Source organism: Streptomyces sp. 11x1 (genome assembly GCF_032598905.1).
Classification (GTDB): Bacteria; Actinomycetota; Actinomycetes; order Streptomycetales; family Streptomycetaceae; genus Streptomyces.
The window spans coordinates 7,600,915-7,618,962 of record NZ_CP122458.1 but is presented as its reverse complement, the minus strand read 5'-3'; the positions used below and the strand labels follow the sequence as shown (position 1 = coordinate 7,618,962).

Annotated in this window: 12 protein-coding genes; 1 reads left to right on the top strand and 11 read right to left on the bottom strand. The window is 66.9% G+C overall.

Translation table 11 applies throughout. From position 1 onward, the window contains the following. Positions 1 to 9: 9 nt before the first annotated feature. The 3 genes from P8T65_RS33455 to P8T65_RS33445 are packed head-to-tail and all read right to left on the bottom strand — an operon-like array spanning position 10 to position 2,815. On the bottom strand, positions 10 to 1,206 hold the full coding sequence (locus tag P8T65_RS33455) for an amidohydrolase family protein (RefSeq protein WP_316728924.1): 1,197 nt from the start codon (positions 1,204 to 1,206) through the stop codon (positions 10 to 12). Between the two features lie 25 nt (positions 1,207 to 1,231). Beyond that, on the bottom strand, positions 1,232 to 2,347 hold the full coding sequence (locus tag P8T65_RS33450) for an MAB_1171c family putative transporter (RefSeq protein WP_316728923.1): 1,116 nt from the start codon (positions 2,345 to 2,347) through the stop codon (positions 1,232 to 1,234). A gap of 3 nt (positions 2,348 to 2,350) precedes the next feature. Beyond that, complete coding sequence (locus P8T65_RS33445) at positions 2,351 to 2,815, bottom strand: hypothetical protein (RefSeq protein ID WP_316731813.1); 465 nt, start codon at positions 2,813 to 2,815, stop codon at positions 2,351 to 2,353. A 755-nt stretch (positions 2,816 to 3,570) separates the two neighbouring features. On the opposite strand from P8T65_RS33445, the gene P8T65_RS33440 reads away from it, so the two are divergent. Next, positions 3,571 to 4,011: a TIGR03618 family F420-dependent PPOX class oxidoreductase gene (locus P8T65_RS33440; RefSeq protein WP_316728922.1), complete on the top strand. Its 441-nt coding sequence runs from the start codon at positions 3,571 to 3,573 to the stop codon at positions 4,009 to 4,011. Positions 4,012 to 4,130: 119 nt separating this feature from the next. Here P8T65_RS33440 and P8T65_RS33435 read toward each other — a convergent pair whose 3' ends face one another. The 8 genes from P8T65_RS33435 to P8T65_RS33400 form a co-directional block, all read right to left on the bottom strand. Then, complete coding sequence (locus tag P8T65_RS33435) at positions 4,131 to 7,109, bottom strand: RNaseH domain-containing protein (RefSeq protein ID WP_316728921.1); 2,979 nt, start codon at positions 7,107 to 7,109, stop codon at positions 4,131 to 4,133. A 93-nt stretch (positions 7,110 to 7,202) separates the two neighbouring features. Beyond that, on the bottom strand, positions 7,203 to 10,502 hold the full coding sequence (locus tag P8T65_RS33430; protein ID WP_316728920.1) for a hypothetical protein: 3,300 nt from the start codon (positions 10,500 to 10,502) through the stop codon (positions 7,203 to 7,205). Further along, the gene (locus tag P8T65_RS33425; RefSeq protein WP_233443424.1) at positions 10,499 to 11,752 is read right to left on the bottom strand and encodes a hypothetical protein; all 1,254 of its coding nucleotides are present in this window, start codon (positions 11,750 to 11,752) and stop codon (positions 10,499 to 10,501) included. The genes P8T65_RS33430 and P8T65_RS33425 overlap by 4 nt, the downstream gene beginning before the upstream one ends. A 51-nt stretch (positions 11,753 to 11,803) precedes the next feature. After that, positions 11,804 to 13,030 carry an XRE family transcriptional regulator gene (locus P8T65_RS33420; RefSeq protein WP_316728919.1) on the bottom strand — a complete coding sequence of 409 codons (1,227 nt, stop codon included), beginning with the start codon at positions 13,028 to 13,030 and terminating at the stop codon, positions 11,804 to 11,806. Positions 13,031 to 13,176: 146 nt separating this feature from the next. Next, the gene (locus tag P8T65_RS33415; RefSeq protein WP_316728918.1) at positions 13,177 to 15,147 is read right to left on the bottom strand and encodes an ABC transporter ATP-binding protein; all 1,971 of its coding nucleotides are present in this window, start codon (positions 15,145 to 15,147) and stop codon (positions 13,177 to 13,179) included. 201 nt (positions 15,148 to 15,348) lie between these two features. Then, positions 15,349 to 16,404, bottom strand: coding sequence for a phosphotransferase (locus P8T65_RS33410; RefSeq protein ID WP_316728917.1), 1,056 nt, complete (start codon positions 16,402 to 16,404; stop codon positions 15,349 to 15,351). 100 nt (positions 16,405 to 16,504) lie between these two features. After that, positions 16,505 to 17,389, bottom strand: coding sequence for an aminoglycoside phosphotransferase family protein (locus tag P8T65_RS33405; RefSeq protein ID WP_316728916.1), 885 nt, complete (start codon positions 17,387 to 17,389; stop codon positions 16,505 to 16,507). A gap of 133 nt (positions 17,390 to 17,522) precedes the next feature. Beyond that, positions 17,523 to 18,020 carry a helix-turn-helix transcriptional regulator gene (locus P8T65_RS33400; RefSeq protein WP_316728915.1) on the bottom strand — a complete coding sequence of 166 codons (498 nt, stop codon included), beginning with the start codon at positions 18,018 to 18,020 and terminating at the stop codon, positions 17,523 to 17,525. Between the last annotated feature and the right edge of the window lie 28 nt (positions 18,021 to 18,048).

The window sequence follows — 18,048 nt, the reverse complement described above, 5'->3', positions numbered from 1 at the left end:
TGCTGTCACCTACGGCTGTGCGGTCGTCTCGCGCGGCTCGTGCCGCTGCCCTGCGGCCACCACCGTCCGGACCGCCTTCAACGCGGTGAGATCCTCAAGGGGATCTCCGTCGACCACCAGCAGGTCCGCCCGGAACCCGTGAGCGATTCGCCCCGTCGTATCGCCCAGCCCCAGCGCGCCAGCTGCGTCGGCGGTCGCCATATCGAGGATCTTGCTGTTCGGCAGACCCAGGTGCGCGTAGAACGCCAGGGCAGGCACCAGTCCGTCGAACCCTGCGCGCTGGACTCCGGCGTCGGTTCCGGCGATGAGCTTGGCGCCGGCCTCGGCCATCTGCCGTACGAGGTCGAACATGGCAGCCGCGCGCTCCTCGCCGAAGAAGCGGGGGAGCATCTGCCAGTGAGGACTGACGGCCGGGCAGACTGCGATGTCCCGGTCGATGATCTGCTTCAGGACGTCCTGACGCAGGTCGAAGCCGTCGTTCGTCATCCACGTGCAGTGCTCGATCGTGTCGACACCTGCTTCCACGGCCGCGGCAATGCCGTCCGTACCGTGAGCGTGGGCTGCCACCGGCACGCCGGCCTGATGGGCCTCGTCCACCAAGGCCTGAAGTTCCTCCGGGGTGAACTGGCTCTGCCAGCTCTTCGGCCCGTCCTTGGTCAGACCGCCTCCTGTGACCATTGCCTTGATCACTCCGGCACCCGCCGTGACGTTGCGCCGTACGAGGTCGCGGACCTCGGCGACGCCGGAGACCTCGCCCCCGAGGAAGTGGCAGTGCCCGCCGGGTGGGGTCGCGGGCGTGCCCGCCGAGACGATCCGCGGGCCCGGAGTAATGCCGCGGGCGATCTCCTCGTCCAGGCGGAGGGCGAGGCCGTTGCGATCGCCGAGGTCCCGGGTCGTCGTCACCCCACTGTGCAGGAGCTGCTCCGCACGGCGCCGCATGTCCGTCAGCAGGGTGTCGTCGCTGGACTCGTGGAGCGTGGCCACGGGGTCCGCGCCTCCGTCGAACGCGAGGTGGACATGCGCGTCGATAAGACCAGGCACGATCGTGCCCTCGGGGAACGCGAGGCGCACCACGTCCTGACCTGCCTGCTCAGCGACCTGCGCGCGCGGCCCCACCGCCGTGATCGAATCACCCTCGACGAGAATGGCACCGTCGTCCAGGTACGTCCCGGAGCCGACGAGGACTCGGCCTGCGGTGATGAGCATCTGGTCTCTCCTTGATCTTCGTTGGTCAGGCGGACAGGCGCAGTGCGTCCGACACGGCGATCAGTTGGCGGACGTCTGCTTCCCGGTCGGCCTCCTTGGGCACCGCCAGCGGTACCGCCGGACGAGGCACAAGGGCTCCCTTTCCGATCGTGTCCACAGCGTGCCGAAGGCGGTCCGCCAGCACGGCCGGGGGCAGATCGAGCACTTCGATGCCCTCCGACGCGTCGGCCAGGTGCGGGCTGACATCGACCAGTCCGTCACGGCACTCCACTATCCGTCGGTGGTAGCGGCGGTGCACGCCGCGCGCCCGCCACCGGTCCCACAGCCCGGACGAAGCGGGCCGCAGCACGTTCTCGGGATATGCCTCGGCGAGCAGCTGCCACAGCGGAGCCAGCCGACGGTGGTCACGACGGCGCCGCATCCAGAGCCGCGCCGACGTCACCCTCGAGCGGGCCCCCGGATAGGTGACGCCCACGAAGAAGAGCAGGATGGACACCACGAGCAGGAACGCGACACCTGCCATGAGCGGCTGTGGCACGGTCCCGCCGCTCCACCGGATGGCGACGAAGACCGCTCGGACAGCGCAGGCCACCGCCATCGTGCTGAGGCCGACGGCGGCCATCCACAGACCCGTGGCGTGCGGTCGCCGTGACATGCGGGCATAGCGTCGGGTCCAGCGGCCGGCGGCGCCGAGGGCGTACATGAGGTACAGGCCGGCGCCGCCGTAGAAGAAGGCGATCTGCGGAATCGTCATGTCCGCCGTGCTGAAGGAGCCGGCGAACACGTTGTGCGGGACCGACAGCGCGGCGACCGTGATCGCCACTGCCACGGCTGCCACAAGGAGGGCTTCCCGCCTGGCGCGGAGCCGACCGGCCTGCCCGTCAGCCGAGTACAGGTAGAAGCACATCAGGAAGTAGACCGTCAGCAGAAGCAGCACGTTCTGCACCAGCTTCGCGGTGCCGTGCCCGGCCACGGTGTCGACGCCCGAGGCACCGCCAGGCATGGCCAGGGGATACGACAGCGCCGCGCTCAGCAGGCACAACGTGACGGAACGAAGCGGCGCGTCATGAGGCGCTCGCGACCACTGGTACAACTTCCACACAACGGCGACCGCGAGGCCCAGGAGGATCACTTCGGTCACGGGTCACAGCCACCCTCGCCGGTCACCCAGCGCCGCCTGAACCCGTCGAACGGAGGGATCCTCGGAGAGCGGGGTGACGTGATCAAGCACCGACGACCACTCCAGGATGATCGTGGCCGCGAGTTCGACAGCGCACTCTTCCCCGTCGTCGTACGAACACCGGCGGGCCACACGCCGGATCAGGGCGGGATCAAGCACCGGGATCATCGTGGCCCAGCCTTCGACGAAGTCGTCCGGAGCTTCCTGCCCCTCCTCGACCGGCTCGTCCTCGGCCACGATGATGTGGAACGCTTCGTGCAGGATGATGTGGTCCTGATGCAGGGGGGTCGTTTCCTGCTGGTAGAGGACCACGTCCATCTGCGGCATGTCGACCCACAGCCCCGATGGTCCGGGTTTCTCCAGTGGGAAAGGCCGCAGGACAATCGGGCGCCCACGCCTCTCGCCGAGCGCCCGGCACAACTCCTTCACGTCCAGCGGCGGCTGTATGCCGAGACTCTGAAGCTCTCGCCGTAGTCGGCGGTGCAGGTCTCGCTCCACCGTTCGCTTCGGAGCGGTACGCCACCGTCCCAACCGCCTGCGGCTCACTCCCTCCTCCGCAGGAGCCTTGGGCTGAGCTGCGTCGCGGTCACTTCTTCCAGGCCACATCGGTGATCCCTCCGTACCAGCCGTGGATGACTCCGAGACGGAGCCGGGCGACGGCCGCGCCGTTTCTACGATGTCCAGTCCCCGCTGCACCACGCAGCCGAGGTGCTCCGGGGAGCGAGAGCAGTACGCGGCCCTTGCCGCGAACACCCCGATCCTTGGACCACACGAGTGCGCGCCCAAGATTCACCTGGTGCCGAACGTCGCTAGCGTGAACAGTCGATGACACATCGCAAAGCGTCCGCAGCAGGCTTTGGGAACAGCATCGGAGACTACGCGAAGCCCACACCAAGACCTGACTGAAAAGCACCCCTCAACTGCGACCCAACAAATCGCACCAAAATAACGCACACGGCTGTAGATCATGCTTTTGAACTGGCAGTTCTCAGGGATGACGCGCCCACGCCAAGTGCACCGGGAGGCCTCAGGTTCGTTACCAATCCGAGATATTTTCACTGCTTACAAATCGGCCATTTAGTAATGGAAGGCAGTGAAATTCCCAGTCCACGCAGCAGACGACGAGATGTGGCCATGGCCACTTTCGGCCAGTCGGGACGTGATTCGCGATTACGCTTCCAGCCATGCGCACCGAGATGCAGAGCCAGGAAAATGGCTACGTGGAGTTCTGGAGCGAGTACCATCTGTGCACCCTGACGACGCTCCGGCCTGATGGCCGCCCCCACGTCGTGCCGGTTGGAGTCACCGTGGACGTCGACGCCGGTATCGCTCGGGTTATCACCCGCAAATCAAGCAGGAAAGTCGCCAACGTTCAGGCAGCGCTCCCCGGCAAGGCACGCGTCGCCGTCTGCCAAGTGGACGGAGGACGCTGGGCAACGCTGGAGGGCACGGCCGAAGTCCGCACGCACCCAGCCGCAGTAGAGGATGCTGTGGCGCGCTACGGGAAGCGGTACGGGCGGACGCCTTCTCCGGATCCGGAGCGCGTGGTGGTCGAGATCACGATCGACCGGGCCATGGGGCAGGTGAGCTCCTCCCAACCGGGGAACGCCAGAGCTGCCGCCTAGTTCTGCCGCATGCTCCAACCCATCTCCTCACCTGCAGGTCAGAGTCCCTTCACGACCATGCACGAGCGCGCCCGTGCCCCGATGCGGGACACGGGCTGCCGTGTGTCAATGCCTGGCGTCTACGCGTCGATGCCGTTGGCTGCGTTCAGGATCTCGACGCTCTCGGGGTCCTTCGGCGCCGAGCGTCGGTACTGGGGGTGGCCGAGGTCCATCTGGAGCGCCGCGTGGAGCGGAGCGGGGTATCGGGTCCGGTCTGACCAGGAGATGGCCTGGTGGCTGAGCCGGGCCGCGGCGACGGCCAGGATTTCCCGGTCGTAGCCTTTCCGCGTGTACATGGGGGTGATCTCGCGCGTGGTCATGCTGTACCACGGCGAGTTCAGCTCGTTCTCCCTGCGCTCATCGGCGTTCTTCGACGCCTTGCCCGGGTCGGCACGCCAGCGGGTCTTCCACTGTCCGTGGCGCTTCTTGCCGTAGTTGCGGGGCACGGTGAACAGGAACCAGGGGTGGCCTTCAGGCCGGTCTTCCGGGTAATACAGGTCGCTTGAGGTCTTGAGGGTGACGGTCTTGCCGTTCTTCTGTTTCTCGGTGACGGAGACCAGTCGCGGCATCTCTGCTTGCATGCAGTTCATCCGAAGGATGCTGACGGGGTTCCAGGAAAGAGGAAGCCCGGTTCCGGGAAGCCACAGGCGAGGGTCGTCGGTGTCCTTGCTGAGGCCCTGCTTCTTGTTCTGGAGGCCAGGCCATACGCGGCGGCATGCGTGGCCGTCGATCATCAGGGCATACGGGAGTCCGTCGAGTTCGTCGTGAAGGTTTTTGAGAGCCTCTTGGACGTCTTCGCCAGCCTGTGCCCAGCGCTGGAAATCGCTGTCCCCGTCCTCCGTGTGAAGGGGGTAGTTGGCGGCGTGGAAGTTGCTCTGCGCCAAGGCGTAGTGCTCCCACTCCGGGTGGATGTTGCTCCAGCCGAGCATGCGCCAGGGGCCGCCGGGTTCCCGGGAGGGGATGATCGCGCTGGCGCAGATGATCCTCTTTGGCTCTCCCTTGAACCTGCGATCGGTGGCCTGCTTGCGGATGTGGATACCGACGAACGCCATGCGGGGCAGCGGGTAGGGGTCGTCGTCAGGGTAAAGGGCTCGCTCGAAGCGGTCGTCCACGACTCCGCACGACCGGTAGAGATCCAGCAGGCCCATGTAGACGCGGTGGTCCTCAAAGGCCTTCTTGGGCCTCTTGACGATGCTGAAGGTCTTGGTGAAGGGGTCGTACACGCGGCCGACGAGGAACTGGGACGGCGCCGTGACCTTGGCCAGTTCGCGCACGACCTGGTGCTTGGCGTCGCTTTCCTCAAGGGCCTTCTTCACGTCGGCGGGCTTCATTCCCTCGTGCTCTTCGCCTCGCACGGGGATCTCAGTCTCGCACCAGGCGGCGAGAAGAACGCCGGGCTCCGCGAACCGGCTGGTGATCTTTTCTGTGTCCGAGGCCCGCTGGGTAGCGGGACCGTGTGCCAGAAGCTCCTCGGCGTTGCAGAAGACGACCTCGAAGCCAGGCGCGAGGGGGACGGATTCACCCTCGATGGGGTCGAGTTCGTCCGGGTCGAGGCCGTAGGGGTGGGCCAGGCCGTGGATCATCCGCATCCGGGTCTCGTCCCGGTACCACAAGCACAGGATGCGCAGGGTCTTGTACCCGGCCGTCTCGATTGAGCGACGGATGCTCTCGGGCGAGGGCTTGCCGACGAGATCGACGTACTCGCCGCTCTCCTTCTTCCGCGTCTTGTCCCTGCCCTCGGCGGAGGTGGCCGGCTCATGGGCTCGCTTGCCGAAGATGTTCCCCTTCGACTTCAGCTCAAGGGCGGACACCTTGTCACCAAGAGCACGACCGATGTGCTCCTGGAGCAGCGCCAGGTGGTGGGTGCCTGCGCCGGTGCCGACGGCGAAGGAGTCCGTCTTCGGCATCGTGGGCCGGATCGTTCCGGGCGGTGGCGTCAGGATGTCGATCCTTTTGCCGTTCTCGTCCCTGGCGTTGAGCAGGCTTCGCTCGTGGGTGACGCGTTCCTCGATGGCGTTGAGCGAGGTCCTGTCGGCGTCCATCTTCGCCAGGATCTCCAACGCGTGCCTGTTCGTCTGACGCAGGCCACGTCCGTCTAACGACAGGGAGAGCAGCGGCCGGTCCTTCCCCTGGTCCACCAGGACGGTGCTGGAGTGGATCACGGTGTTGTTGACACGGCGGATGTGCGCGTTCAGGTTCAGGACGGGGTTGGGTTCGGCCGTGTAGGTGGCCATCTTGACCGACAGGCGGGAGAGCGCGTACTGGACCTGTGCCCGGGTGGGGTTCTCAGGCCGGGCCTTGACCGCATCACCGAGGTCCACCGGGTGGGCAAGACCGGCGAAGACCGGACCGATGGGGTTGTCCCAGGCGATCAGGTCACCGTTGCTGACAGGTCGGTAGTCCAACGATGCGACGTTCCCTGAGGGCTGCCAGTCGACGGTCCTGTGCTTGGTCTCACCGTTCTTCCCCTCGTACTCCTCAAGGACCGGCTCCATCTCCCGGTCCTGGAACGACACGGAAGCCAGCTTCTTGGCGATGTGCCACCTCACCGCCTCGTAGGCCCAGCTGTCGGGGCTGGCGGGCTTGCCGTCGTCCTTGGGCAGGATGTTGTCGGCGAGACTCAGGCGTTGGGGAGTGGTCTCCGCGATGCGCTTGGCCAGGTCGGGGACATCCCTCAAAGGGATCTCGTCCACAGGAACCTTGCGGACGACTCCTTCCAGGTAGGCGAAGACATCCCTGAGGATCTCGGGCTTCACGGGGTTGAGCGTCACCATGAACGCCAGGTTCTTGTCCAGGTAGACGTAGCCGTCAGTGATCTGCTGGAGAACGGTGACGGCGATGGAGTACGGAACGAGAAACGGGTCGGATTCCTGTTCGTTCTTGATCCATTTGCTGTTCTGCGCGGCTGTACCCCTCAGTTCCCTCCACGCCCTGCGTGTAGGCGAGTGGTAGTCCCCGAAGTCCCAGACCATGGCAGTCATGCCGTCCAGGAGTTCCCTGGTGCACCTGATCGAGGTGGTGCGCGCGGTGAGATCCCGCTGGTTGTTGCTTCGCCCCATTGGGCGTTACCTCGTCTTTCTGGTCTTTCTCCCCGGGCAGAGGGAAGCGGTCGCAACTCCGTCTCGAAAAGGCGGAGACTGGCAGTGGGTGGTTCAAATCATGTCGCGGTCGAGTCCCGCATAGGTCAGGAATGCCTGAAGCGCTTGACCGTAGAGCTCGTTCATGATCTCGCGCTGCTCCGGATTCCAGTCGGCGTAGATCTGTTTGATGATCGTGGCCAGGTCCGAACTGAACTTCTTGTCGTGGATGGAGTGGTCCACGATGTGGAGGGTCATGTCGGTCTCGCCGCGGCGGGCTCGGCCGGCGAGTTGGATGAGCAGCACGAGCATGCCTGCCACGAGTTCCTTGCGGAGGTCGTGGTCCATGTTGGAGAACCGGGCCGGCGAACGAAGGATCTTGGAGAGCTGCTTCCACGAGGCTTCGCTGGCCTTCCGCAGGACTGGAAGCGGCTCATCACTGCCCTCTATGGGAAGGGCGTTGACTCCAGCGGCGTTGACGCTCGCATGCATCCAGTCGGTGTCCTCGATGCTGAGGACGGGCCGGACGCACAGGTAAATGTCGCGGACCGCCGAGCGGGTACCGACCACGATGTTCAGGCCTCGCCCGATGACTGCGAGCGGGGCGATCAGGATCTCACCGCGGTCGGGGAACTCCTTCAGCTCCTCCCGGACCATCCTGTCCACGTGGGCGGGGAGATGCTCCTCGTAGTTCTGCTTCTCCGGTTTCTTCACCAGCAGGCAGACCCGATGGTTCAGGCCGTCTGCCTGTGCCACCCCCGAGGCGAGGTAGGCGGCCTGCTCGTAGGAGTTGACAGCGAGGATGACGCGGGCTCGTTCCGGTTCCTGTTTCTCCAGGCGGGCGAGGCTCTTGGCGAGTTGCTGCTCGTACAGGCCCCTGCCGAGGTCGCGCAGAGCGTTGGGTTTCAGTTCGGGCGGGAGTCCTCCGATTCTCATGGCGTCGCCGTTGCGGCCTCGAACCGGGGTGGGGACGGTGACGATGGACTCGGGGCGGGTGTCGGGCAGCCACCAGCGCACGGGGGCATGGATGTGCTCCTGTACGGCCTGAGGAAGGTAGGCGGTCGCGGACAGGCCCATGACCGGTCGCTGCACTCCGGCGGTCAGCAGGGCGGTGAGGCCGCCGAGTTCGGAGACAAAGGTGTGCGGATCGCCACCGAAGGAACGGGAGAGGAGTTCCGCCTCCTTCTCCTTGTTGTCCATTCCCTTCACCTGGTAGCCGTGGATGGACCGGCCCAGCATCGCCAGGGGGTAGAGGGTGGCGACCGTACTGCTGCGCATGGTTTCGAGGATCTTGCGGACTGACCCGAGGTCCAGGTAACGCAGGGTCTGTGCCCGCTCGCGCAGACTGTCCAGCGCAGCGTCGAGTTCCCGGAGCACAGTACGAGTGACCAGTAGGTTCACCACCGCTGACCGCTTGTACGCATCCGGCACGATGCCTGCCAGGAGCTTACGCATCTCCTCGCGCGTGTCGGTGAGATGGTCTTGGCCCCGCTGGGCGGTAAGCACTGTCAGGGCTGTCTGGACGGCCTCCCAGTCGGCTCCCTCGGGGAGTTCGGTCTCCTCATAAAACTCGGACTCATGCCGGTGGGCGGGCATGACCTCTTCGAGAAGGGCGAAGAGGTCCGGGGGGATGTCCTCGCCGGCCGTCTGGTCGGGGAAGAGGAGCTGGAGGATTTCGCGGTCCCGGGAACGGGCCAGGCGCCAGCCGGTGTTGTCGCGGCTGGCTCCGTCGGGGTTGTCCGTCTCGTTGCCCGGGTTCAGCTTCAACCCGCTGCCGGAGCAGAGCCACAGCAGCAGCATCTCGGCCATCAGGCGGGCGTGGCTGACCGGAGACACCAGGTCCATCTCGTGGACGATGGGAAGGTTCTTGGCGTCCTGGTCGATCTCCCGAAGAGCGGTCGTCCGCTTCCGGGACGCCAAGGTGATCTCCGAGGTGCAGCGGCTGACGGCGGCCGTCTGGAAGGCGTCGATCTCGTCGATCAGCATCACGTCGCAGACCCGCAGCGTCATCTCCAGCACGCTCATGCCCCTCGTACCGCGCGCCTTGCCACGGAACTCCTGCCCGTCCAGCACGACGCCGATGCGGGTCCGGCCTTCCAGCAGGTTCGCGTGGTTGGTGACGATCACGGCCGCGTCGGCGGCCTGGTAGAACTGCTGGAACTTGCCGCACACCGGGGCGAAGGAGCAGGTGTGCCGGGTGGATCCGGTGACGGCGGAGGTCAGCGACGTGCAGTTCTCCTCGCCGTACGGGTACAGGTTCGGTGGGTCCATGAGGGCCCGCTGCGCGCAGCCGGCCGACAGGAGCCCGATGTCGGTCCTGGCACGACGATCCCACTGGTCGATCTGGGTGGAGGGGCTGAGGGCCGCGTAGTCCATGGCCCGTCGGTGCATGCTCGTCGGCGACATCAGAGGAGTGCAGTGAGCGGGCTCGGGGAGATGTCTCTCCCTGTGCAGGTAGGCCAGGTCGTTGTTGATGTCCCAGGCCATGTCGAGGGTTGCGCGGACGTCGGTGACCGCCAGGGCGATACGGACGTCGTTGAGCGCCGCCCAGGACGCCATGACCCGCACCAGGACCGTCTTGCCGCTTCCCGTCGGGGCGTTGAGGACCTGGAGGTCCCCCGAGGACAGGTCGAGTTCCGTCAGCGCGCCGTCGGTGGTCTTCATGCCCTTGAAGAAGCGCTTCAGGGTCTTGTGGAGGTAGGCGACGCTCTTGTTCCGGCCGCTGAGGATCTTGGCAACCTTCAGGAGTTCCTTCACCGTCGGTGCCACACGGTCGCGCTGCGGACGGGTCCTCACCTGTGGCAGAGCCTCGTGACCGGGCGCTTCAAGGAAGCCGGGGGTCTCCTGGATGTGGATGTCACGGCTGGTCGTGCCGTGCTCCTTGCCCAGGTAGGCGGTTCTCGTCCTGTGCGTGCCGGGACCGACGAACGCCTGCGCCTTGGGGCGCTTGCCGAAGGTGAAGAAGGGGCCGACAACACGCCGCGCATAGTCGAGGCAGTTCCCTCCCACCCGGGGAATCACGGCGTCGGCCGTTTCGGGTTCCCTGGTCGGCAGTCGCAGCGAACCACCTGTCCTGTCGGCCGTGTCGGCATCGGGAGCGAAGGCTCCGAGCAACGCGAGGGCCGCCGACTTGAGCTTCTTCGGGTCCGTCCACTCCGGCGACATCAGGACCATCACCTGACGGATGACGTTCCTCTCGGCCACCGGCAGGCCCGCCCATTCCGACCACGCCCGCGGCTTGCGGTGGGCGAAGAAGGAAGCCTCTTCGAAACCGGCCAGCACCCGGCCCTCGTCGTCCTTACGCGGAAAGTAGTGCGCCGCCAGTGCGAGTGCCCCCGCCAGACCGGCTTCCCGCCCTGTCATCTCCCCGCTCACACCCGGCCCTCCTTGACTCCCGTGATGACCATCTCGACGTAGTCGGTGGCGGTCATCGCCGCCTTCATCCCGTACGTGCGGCACACCATGTCGAGTTGGGCCACCTGCTCCTGGCGGTGGTCAGGCACGACCAGGTAATCCGCTCCTCCTCGGTCGCCACCGTCCATGTGGAGTTTGCTGACCAGATGGTTCACCCACGTGTAGTCCTTGAAGTCGGCGGGGAACGCCGGCTTCCCGCTGTTCGGGTGGGTGATCCAGTGATCGCACTGGTCTCCGTTGGGCCACAGGTGTGACGTCCAAGCCGTGCCCTCAAGGTCCGCTGAGACAGCCCGGTGAAGAGCCAGTTCGGGGAGGCCGGGGACCACGGTGTAGCGCCACACCGGCCGCACCAACGCCACGTACTCCTCGACGGGCTTGGCCTCCGGCACCTGCGGTAGAGCCCCGGTCCACAGTGCCGCGAAGCGTCCGGACGGGACTCTGCACCCAAACGTCGGGCTCAGGGTGGGTGCCGACTTCTTCCGAGCGGTCACGACGAACTCGTAGGACGCGCCGGTCTCCTCGTGCCAGGGATACAGGCACCGCACCCTGCCCTGGATGCGTGCACCAGAACGAGTGGCTGCCACCTTCATCGGCCACTGGCAGGCGGGACAAGGCCACCACCAACCGTTGTACTGCGCGTACTGGGAGATCGGCTTGTAGAAGTCGTTCGCCCGGGACGGCAGCTTGAGGTCGGGGAGACCGCCCTTCAGGACCGTCGGGTTCTCCACCAGCGTGGTGCGGTGCCTCTCGTAGAAGGGGCCTTTGATCGCGCTGAAGACGGCTTCCTGGCTGTACTCGTCATCCAGCTTGGGTTTCGTCACCTGGCCGCTGAACTTGCCGACCTTCTGCGCGGCCCGCATGACGCGCTGGGCTTCGTGCCGGAAGTCGAACCCGTCCTCGGTGGCGACCCCCTCACTGTCCATCAACCGCACGCCGGCGAGAGCCTGAGTGTCGATCCAGTCAGGCAGCAGCCCCTCCAGGGAGCCTGCCCGGTCACCGGTGAGCCTCCCCAGCAGTTCCTCGAAGCGGATCAGATGCCCGGGGCCGCACGCCGCCATCAGGATCCCGTGGGCCTCGATGAGCCGGTCCAGACGCTTCGGGCCGTCCAGCTCCTCGCTGGCCATCGCGTGCTCACACACGGCGAACGCCTTGACGATTTCCAGCAGGGCATGTGTCTGCTGAATGCCTGTCGTGTCATCAGCTTGCTTCACGAGCCGGAACCCTACGACAGGGCACTGACAGTGGCCCTTCCCCCGAAGACCTTAATCGAAAACACCTTCGAGCCCCTGGGTGTCGATACCGGGATACAGGGCACGGTAGGCGTCGAGGTGGTCGGTGATGTGGCGCCGACCGGAGTCGGTGAGAAGCCACCGGTATGGCCCGTGGGCCACTCCGTCCGGATGCCGAAGGACGATGAAGCCCCTGCTCGGGGTACGCCCGTCGGGGCTCTGCCCCACCGCGAGGTAGTGCGGTCCACGTCCGGCGAGACTGCCGTCCACTCCCTGCACCCCGGCGCGTGCGACACGGACCATGATCTTCCACAACCACGGCGACAGGAGCGGCGCGGGCGGTCCCGCTTCGCGGGAGACACCGAGCGCCACGCGGGTCACCGCCCTGCCACGCCGGGTCATCTCAACCCTGGTGCGTGGCACGTCCCCTAGTCCGTCGAGATGCACCCGGTCCCGGTACACGCGGATCAGGCCGCGTCGCTCCAGAGCAGCCACGGAAGATCCGGCTCCCGGATCATGCACCCCGGCCTCGCGCAGCCGCTCCTGAATGCGGGTGTAGCCGACAACGTCGGACGGGACGGAGAGGGCAAGCGTCATACGCCGCCACTCGACTGCCGGCTGGCGCCGTGCTCCCACGTAGCGGTTCTGCCGCTGCTCCTCCTCGGCCTCTTGGTCCTGATGGAAGATGCAGGTCAGGTAGGTGCGCTGCCGGTCGTTGAGACCCTGCCAGGCGGTCATCGATTCCTCGGACGGCCTTCGTGCCTGCCGCGCGGGAAGTACCGGGAGGGGGTCGTCCGGGCGGCTGCGGTGCCAGGCGTCCATCACCACCCGGACGGGAACCCCGTAGACCTGGGCCAATATGCGCGCCACCTGCCCCAGGGTTTCGGGAGAGCGCCACATCCAGCCGCGTACGTGCCGGCCGCGTTCCAGGTCCCGGATCTTCTCCGCGCTGAGATGCAGACCCTGTGCGCCCCGCTTGCGCCGCAGAACTGAGGCGGCCTCTTCCGTGCTGATGCCCGCGACGCGGCGCAGGTCCGCGAGGGTCTCGGTGCCTGGCTCGTTGCCCGTCAACTCCCGAGCATCACAGCGCAACACCTCCAGCAGCCGTCCGAAAGCCCGATCGCCAACGGCCCGTGCTCCCGTCTCCCAGTGGCGCACGGCACGTGACGTGACACCGACGGCCGCAGCGAGCTCCTCCACGCTCATGTCCCTGAACAGTCGCTGGCGTACCAGGGCCTGGGGAGAGATTGACTGCGCCATGCCCCTAGCAAATCTCAGTGAACAGTTCACTGCAACTGTCTTCTCGTCCGGGCCGCCAACGGCGCCGCGGCACTGTGTGCTCGAAGACGTATGCGCCCGCCGTCGGCCAACCCGATCTCGCGGAACTCCCTATCCGCACCGCCTGCTCAGAACAGGGCAGACTGATTTGGCTCGACGTGCTGGTCGGAGTTGGTCGGGGCGGGTACGCGCCCGGTGCGCTCGTTCTGCAGATCCCACAGTTCGCGGAACAAGCCTTCCTTCTGGGCCAGCAGCTCCTCGGGGGTGCCGTGCTGGATGACGCGGCCTTTGTCCAGAACGACGATGCGGTCGGCGATGGTCACGTTGGTGAGTCTGTGGGTGACCAGGACGACCGCGCGGTCGGCGGCAAGCCGACGCAGCCCGGTGAAGATGCGGTGCTCGGCCCTTGGGTCGAGGGCGGCGGTCGGTTCGTCCAGGACGAGCAGTCCGGCCGGCCGATGGAAGGCGCGGGCGAGCGCGATCCTCTGCCACTGTCCGCCGGACAGCTCCTGCCCACCCCACCATTCCTTGGCCAGCAGGGTGTTCAGCCCGCTGCGCAACCCGTCGATGACTTCGTCGGCGCCTGCGGCATGCGCCGCAGCGAGCACCGCGGCGTCCCCTTCCTCGGTGGCCTGGCCGAGGGTGATGTTCTCCCGCGCCGACAGGGGCCAGTTCGCGTAGGACTGCGGTACGACGGCGACACGCTCCCAGGTGGCGTGCGCGTCCAGGTCCCTGGTGTCGGTTCCGTCCCAGGAGACGGCTCCTTGATCGGGCAGGTACAGAGCCGAAAGGATCTTGCTGAGGGTGGTCTTGCCGGAGCCGTTTTCGCCCACCAGCGCGATGACTTCGCCGCGCCGGACCTCCAAAGAGACGTCGTCGAGGGCGGGACGGTCGGCGCTCGGGTACTGGAAGGTAATGTTCTCGGCGCATACGACGGTTGGGGCGGCCGGCGCCTGAGGGCCACGGTCGATGCGATGCCCGCCGGCTTCGTCGATGAAGTCCGCCCAGTCGTCCAAGTACATTCCGGTACGGAAGAGTTGGGCCCCGTAGCCGACGACCCCGTCCAGTCCCGCGCTGACGCGGCCCAATGCGAGGAACGCGGTGCCGAGGGCGGCGACCGAGATCTGCCCGGCGGACACCAGCAGCGCCAGGGCCACCCACACCACCGCGTGGGCGAGACCTCCCGCAGCCCCACCCACCAGGGAGATCCTGGCCGAGCGCCAGGTGGCCTGGTCGGTGGTCCTGTCGATCCGCGCCCCGGCCGTGCGGTACTTGTCGAGCAGGAACGGTGCCATGGTGCCGGAGCGGACCTGGTCGGCGATCTGCTTGTCGACCAGGTACCAGCGCAGCATGCCCAGCAGCCGCCGGTCCTTGGTCGTGGCGAGCGAGGCGATGTAACTGATGCGCGCCGCACGTACGCTGGCCACGCCCTTCGGCAGGGCCGCCAGGAGGAGCAGCGGCAGAAGGATCGGGTGCACAGCGGTCAGGACAAACGCTGAGGCGATCAGCGATGCCGATGCGGCGAGGATGTACTGGGCTTGGGTGAGGAGGTCCCTGGAGACTTCCACTCCCCGGTCGGCCGCATCCCAGCGGTCGTTGTATCCAGGGTTGTCGTACGCGGCGAGTTCCGCCTTGGTCGCCGCGTCGAGGAGCTCGAGTTCGGCCTCCCGGGCGATACGCGGGGCCAGCCGGGCCGACAGCGCGGTGGAGGCAATACCCAGCAGGGCGCGCAGACCGATGGCCCCCGACAGGACGACAAGGGAAGGTACGGCGGAGCGGAGCTGGTCGCCGCTGATGTGCTGCGAGGCGATCAGCGGCTTGATCACCCCGGTGGTGGCCATCAGCCCAAACGCTTCAAGTACCCCCGAGAGGAGTTGCACGCACAGCAGGGCGATGACTGCGGCGCGGTCGACCTGCCAGCCCAGTGCGAGGGACCGGCGGATCAGTTGGGGCAGACGCCGGGCCATCGCACGGGTCGTGATCGCGTTGGCGGCCTCGATACGGCGGTCGCCGGGGATGACGAACTTCAGTTCCTCATCCGAGACCTCCGCCTCGTCGGTCGGCGCGGTTGTCGCGGTGGGCTTCGGGATGGTTGTCATCGGCTCCGGCCCTCCGCCGAAACGCGGTGCCCGGCCAGGGAGGTCGTACGGAATCCCAGCGGATCACGCTGTTCGCGGATGAGTGCAAGGTGCAGACCGGTCGCGGTTTGATACGCCAAGACGTCCCCCTGTATGCCGTGTGTGGTTGAGGCTGTCGCTCGTCAGCCGTTTCGTTCAGCGCAGTCGGAAGGTGCTGGATAGTCAGGACGTGTCTCCGTTCGCCTCAAGGCCAGTGAGCTCGTCTTCGATGCCCTCAAGGTCACTGAGCAGGCGGCGGATGGTGATCTGACGCTCGCGCCAGTGCCGCTTCAGATCCGCCTCCGCTTCCCCCGGCAGGTCGTACTCGGCGGTCGTGGCGCCGTAGAAGCTGAACAGCATGTACAGCAGCGCGATCCGGGCGCATGCCCGCACCTCCCGCATCGGGAGGCTGGGGTGCTCCGAGCGGTAGGCCCTGGCCATCGCCAGTGCGCAAGCGGCCCAATCAGTGCTGGTGGCGACGGTGCGCGGGTCGAACGCCGCCCGCCCCAACTCCCAGGCCGGCATAGCGCTGGCGCAGCGGAAGTCGATGACGCCGGTGACAGCGTCGGCGAGGGTGATCAGGTTGGTGCGGCTGAGATCCGCATGCAGTGCCTGTTCCGCCAGCCTCTCGGGCAGATGTTCCCGCAACAGGTGGACGTGGGCCCGCAGGTCCCCACGCCGCTGGTCGAGGTCAACGCGTAGGTGGTCGAGACGGTCGTGGCCTTGGCGCGTGGCTCTGGCCATCACGGCGTCGCACTTCGCTACGGCGTCCTCGACGGGCTCGGTCCGCCAGCGGGTCTGCTGCACCCGCTTCGGCAGCGGGTACGCGGCGAGCACACGGTGCATGCGTCCCATGACGACGCCGATGTGCTCGGCGAGGGGGACCGTCATCGCCGAGGGGTTCACCCGTCCGGGAGCCTCGTCGACCACGGCCCATGCGCTGCCTCCCGCGATGGTGACCAGGTTGTCGTGGGTGTCGGGCCACACCCGCGGAACGGGGAGCTTCGCGGCCCGGCAGTATTCCGACATGTCCCACGCGTTGCGCGCCTCGTCCAGGTCGGCCATCAAGGGGTACTGCTTGACGTACAGCCGCAGCCCGTCGTCCGTCAGGACTCGCCGGTTGATGGTGTCCGTACCCATGTGCACCGGTTCGACGATGTCGGCGACCAGCCCGTACCGGTCTTCCAGCACGTCAGCGGTCAACGTCTCGCCCCAGCCTGCTTCGTCCACAAAGATCACAGGCCTTCGCGTGCAGAGGCACAGTGGGCGGTGAGGACGGTGAAGGCATCGCGACGATCGCCGAACAGGTGCGGAGCCGCGGACGTTCGAGCGAAGACGTTCACGTACGCCACCCGCCCCACACCCTCTTGCGGGTCTCCAGGCGAAGGTTCTCCAGCATGATGTGCGCCTCGTCGACCAGGCCGCCGTCGCGGTGCTTGATCCCCCAGTTCAGCGAGTCCAGAGCATCCAGTGCCCCGTAGGCCCGGCATGCGACGAGTTCCTCCGTGGTGAGGGGCCGACCGTATCCGTGGTGGAAGGCGGCGTTGAGGTCCGGGCGGTGGTGCAGGATCCGGTAGCGCAGTCGGCTCAGGTCCCGGTAGGCGGCGGGCAGAAGCTCGGCCCTTTCGAAGTCGATGATCCGCAGACGCTGTTCGGTCTCGTCCCACATCCAGTTTTTGGGCATGTAGTCGCCGTGCTGGGATACCTGGGGCAGGCTCGGAGGGACTTCCTCGGCGAGCGTGCGCACGATCGCGAGGTCGTACTCCGGCACGTACGCCGCCGTACGGTCCAGCAGTTGGGCGACCGCCTCGTCCCACGCCTCCTCCGTCGCTGCCGGCGTCGGCTCGTCGGCTGCCGCGGTGTGGAACCGGGCGAGCAGTTCGCCCGCCTGCTCGTAGGCCGCCCGTTCCTGCTCGGCCGGCAGGCGCAGGGTGTCGAGACCGCGTCCGGGCACGGCGGTGATCAAGGCGGTGCGCGTCTGCGTGTCCGAGGCGACCAGCTCGGGTGCACGGCCGGCGCCCAGCGCCACGGTCCACTTCTGGTACGCGGTCACCTCGCGGTGGTGGAGCTTCGCGCCCGCGTGGAGCTTCCCGAACCACCTCTCGCCGTCAGGCCCGTTGACCTCCCAGACGGAAGGCCGGATGTCGCCGGGCCTGGGGTGCTCGGCGACCACCGTGTACGTGTCGGTCACCGACTCCACCAGGTGGTGGAGTGCGCTGGACATGTCGGTCACGGTGCGCCCTTCCGCTCGCCGAGCCCTCCGACCGCGAAACGATGGGTGACGGGTCGGATGCACTCAGTGTCCTGTTGTGGGTGGGTAGCTTGCCAGGGGGCACTGACAGTGCGGCCTGAGCTGGTCATCTGGGGGTGGGAACGCGGAGGACGGTCCCGGAGGCCATCTCGGTCAGGGACTCATCGAGCACCTCACAGCTCCAGCCGAGCGTCACGAGGTGCGGGTCGTTCTCGGCCTTGACGCGCTCCCGCAGGGCCCTGGCCCGCGCCAGCGCGCTGTCACGGCTGATGCGGGCCCGGTCCGCGAACTCCTGTGACGTCGCACCGATCGCGACCATCCGCCACGTCTCGATCTCCGTTTCCGAGAAGACCTCCGGGGAGGCGGCCGTCTCGGGACGCTGGAGTTGCCCGGTGACGAAGCAGGCGTGGACGACGGCAGCCCTGCCTCTCACGCCAAGCTTCTGTCCGCAGTGCTTCAGCTGCACGTTGATCGTGCCGACGCTGATGGACAGCTCGGAGGCGATCGCGTTGGTGCTCTCGCCGTCCGCGACCTTCCGGACAATCCGAAGCTGTGCGGGTGTCAGCGGAAGCGTCGCCGGCGGGCGGGTCGGTCGGGCGTTCACAGCTGTAGATCCTTTCTGGGAGACGGGG

Bases quoted from the DNA above. Each gene is read 5' to 3' on its own strand.
- P8T65_RS33455 (WP_316728924.1), bottom strand. From the start codon at position 1,206: ATGCTCATCACCGCAGGCCGAGTCCTCGTCGGCTCCGGGACGTACCTG.
- P8T65_RS33440 (WP_316728922.1), top strand. From the start codon at position 3,571: ATGCGCACCGAGATGCAGAGCCAGGAAAATGGCTACGTGGAGTTCTGG.
- P8T65_RS33435 (WP_316728921.1), bottom strand. From the start codon at position 7,109: ATGGGGCGAAGCAACAACCAGCGGGATCTCACCGCGCGCACCACCTCG.
- P8T65_RS33420 (WP_316728919.1), bottom strand. From the start codon at position 13,030: ATGGCGCAGTCAATCTCTCCCCAGGCCCTGGTACGCCAGCGACTGTTC.
- P8T65_RS33415 (WP_316728918.1), bottom strand. From the start codon at position 15,147: ATGACAACCATCCCGAAGCCCACCGCGACAACCGCGCCGACCGACGAG.
- P8T65_RS33405 (WP_316728916.1), bottom strand. From the start codon at position 17,389: ATGTCCAGCGCACTCCACCACCTGGTGGAGTCGGTGACCGACACGTAC.